General features: G+C 76.3%; 3 protein-coding genes. All 3 read left to right on the top strand.

Annotated elements, in window-relative coordinates; genetic code table 11:
• Positions 1-50 precede the first annotated feature (50 nt).
• A complete protein-coding gene (locus C6N75_RS28950; RefSeq protein ID WP_181160663.1) occupies positions 51-740 on the top strand; it encodes a response regulator transcription factor in 690 nt (229 codons plus the stop codon).
• A complete protein-coding gene (locus C6N75_RS28955; protein ID WP_105871813.1) occupies positions 737-2,176 on the top strand; it encodes a sensor histidine kinase in 1,440 nt (479 codons plus the stop codon). The genes C6N75_RS28950 and C6N75_RS28955 overlap by 4 nt, the downstream gene beginning before the upstream one ends.
• A 166-nt stretch (positions 2,177-2,342) precedes the next feature.
• Positions 2,343-2,495 (top strand): hypothetical protein, encoded by a 153-nt coding sequence (locus C6N75_RS31005; RefSeq protein ID WP_181160664.1) that lies wholly within the window; start codon positions 2,343-2,345, stop codon positions 2,493-2,495.
• Positions 2,496-2,523 lie beyond the last annotated feature (28 nt).

Genomic DNA, 2,523 nt, shown 5'->3' on the forward strand with positions numbered 1-2,523 from the left:
CCGTCGACCGCCGAGCCCCGCCCTCCCCCGGATGGCGTACGGTGCCGCCCATGGCAAGTGTGCTCGTGGTCGAGGACGACCCGTTCGTGCGCTCCGCCCTCATCCGGCACCTGACCGACGCGACCCACCTCGTACGGAGCGTCGGCACGGCCCTGGAGGCGCTGCGCGAGGTCGCCCACCACCGTTTCGACGTGGTCATCCTCGACCTCGGACTGCCCGACCTGGACGGCGCGGAGGCGCTGAAGATGCTCCGCGGCATCACCGACGTCCCCGTGATCATCGCCACCGCCCGGGACGACGAGACCGAGATCGTGCGGCTGCTCAACGACGGCGCGGACGACTACCTCACCAAGCCGTTCTCGGTGGAGCACCTCTCCGCCCGGATGGCGGCCGTGCTGCGCCGCGCCCGCGCCGGGACGCCCGCCGCCCCGCCCAGCCGGGTGGTCACCGTCGGCGGCCTCACCGTGGACCCGCTGCGCCGGCAGGCCGAACTGGACGGCGTATCGCTGGACCTGACCCGTCGCGAGTTCGACCTGCTGGCCTTCCTCGCCGACCGGCCCGGGGTCGTGGTGGCCCGCCGGGAGCTGCTCGCCGAGGTGTGGCAGCAGTCCTACGGCGACGACCAGACCATCGACGTGCACCTGTCCTGGCTGCGCCGCAAGCTCGGCGAGACCGCGGCCCGCCCCCGCTACCTGCACACCCTGCGCGGGGTCGGCGTGAAACTGGAGCCGCCGCGGTGAGATGGGCCCTGGTCAAGGTGGCGCTCGCGGTCACCGTGATGGTCGTCGCCGCCTTCGCCGTACCGCTGGGCCTGGTGGTCAAGGAGATGGCCCGCGACCGCGCCTTCGCAGGCGCCGAGCGGCGGGCCGCCGCGCTGGGCCCGGCGCTCGCCATCACCACCGACCGCCGGGAGCTGGACCGGGCGGTGGCCTCCACCGAGGACGGCGCGGCCGGTCGGCTCGCCGTGCACATCCCGGCCTCCGCGCAGACCGGCGGGCAGCCCATCGAGATCGGGAAGCGCCGCGCCGCGGCGGGTGACCTGCGCACCACCCGCGCCTACGGGCGGGCCGCCATCGCCGCCGTGCCCGGCGGCTCGGTGCTGCTCCAGCCCACCGCGCTGCCCAGCGGCCAGATCGCCGTGGTCGAGCTGTACGTGCCGGAGGCCGAGGTCACCAACGGGGTCGCCACCGCCTGGCTGGTGCTGGCCGGGGTCGGCGCCGCCCTGGTGGTCGGCTCGGTCGCGGTCGCCGACCGGCTCGGCGTGCGCATGGTCCGCCCCGCGCAGCGGCTGGCCCGGGCCGCCCACGACCTCGGCGAGGGCAGGCTGGGGGCCCGCGTCCCCGAGGACGGGCCGCCCGAACTGCACGCCGCGGCCACCGCGTTCAACGCCATGGCCGACCAGGTGGTGCAGCTCCTGGCCAACGAGCGGGAGCTGGCCGCCGACCTCTCGCACCGGCTGCGCACCCCGCTGACCGTGCTGCGGCTCAACGCCGCCTCGCTCGGCGAGGGCCCGGCCGCCGACCAGACCCGGGCCGCGGTCGCCCAGTTGGAGCGGGAGGTGGACACCATCATCCGCACCGCCCGGGAGGCCAAGCCGCAGACCCAGGCGGCCGGGCCGGGCGCCGGCTGCGACGTCTCCGAGGTGGTCCGCGACCGGATGGCGTTCTGGTCGGCGCTGGCCGAGGACGAGGGCCGTACGGTACGGCTGGCCGGCACCGAGGGGCCGGTGCGCATCCCGGTGGCCCGCCCCGAACTGGTCGCCGCCCTCGACGCGCTGCTCGGCAACGTCTTCCGGCACACCCCCGAGGGCACCGCCTTCTCGGTGGACGTGCACAACGGCGACGACGCGGTGATCGTGCTGGTCTCCGACGCCGGGGCGGGCATCGCCGACCCGGCCGCCGCACTCGCCCGCGGCAACAGCGGGCAGCGGGACGGCTCCACCGGGCTGGGCCTGGACATCGTGCGCCGGGTCGCCGAGTCCACCGGCGGTGACGTGCGGATCGGGCGCTCGGTGCTCGGCGGCGCCGAGGTGCGGATCTGGATCGCCCTGGACGGGCGCGCCGCCGACGGCCGCGACCCGCACCGCCGCCGCGCCAGGGGCCGCGCCCGCCGCCCGCTGCGGGCCCCTCGCCCTCGCCCGCCCCCGCTGACCGGTCCCGCGACGGGCGCGGCTTAACCGTTCCCGATGGCTTCCTTAAGCGCGCCCTAAGATCCCCGCTTGCCGCCCGGAACGGGCACTTTGCCCGTTTCCCGGTCGCTAGCGTGCTGCCGCGCCCCCGGACGACCCCCACCGGACCGGAGGTCCGACGGAACACCCGCACCGCACAAGGCAGGTCGGCCCCATGGGCAGCACAGTCAGCACGGTCTCGCACCGGCGCAGGAAGAGCGGCAGGAACCAGGCGATCGGCGGCGCGGTGGACCGGGCCGACGCCACCTGCTCCTCGACCCCCCGGCAGCCGCACGCCTTCGCCGAGGCGTTCGCCGCCTACCGGTGACCGCCAGACCCCTCCCCTCCCCCCACCC

This window comes from Streptomyces solincola (genome assembly GCF_002982015.1).
GTDB classification, from domain to species: domain Bacteria; phylum Actinomycetota; class Actinomycetes; order Streptomycetales; family Streptomycetaceae; genus Streptomyces; species Streptomyces solincola.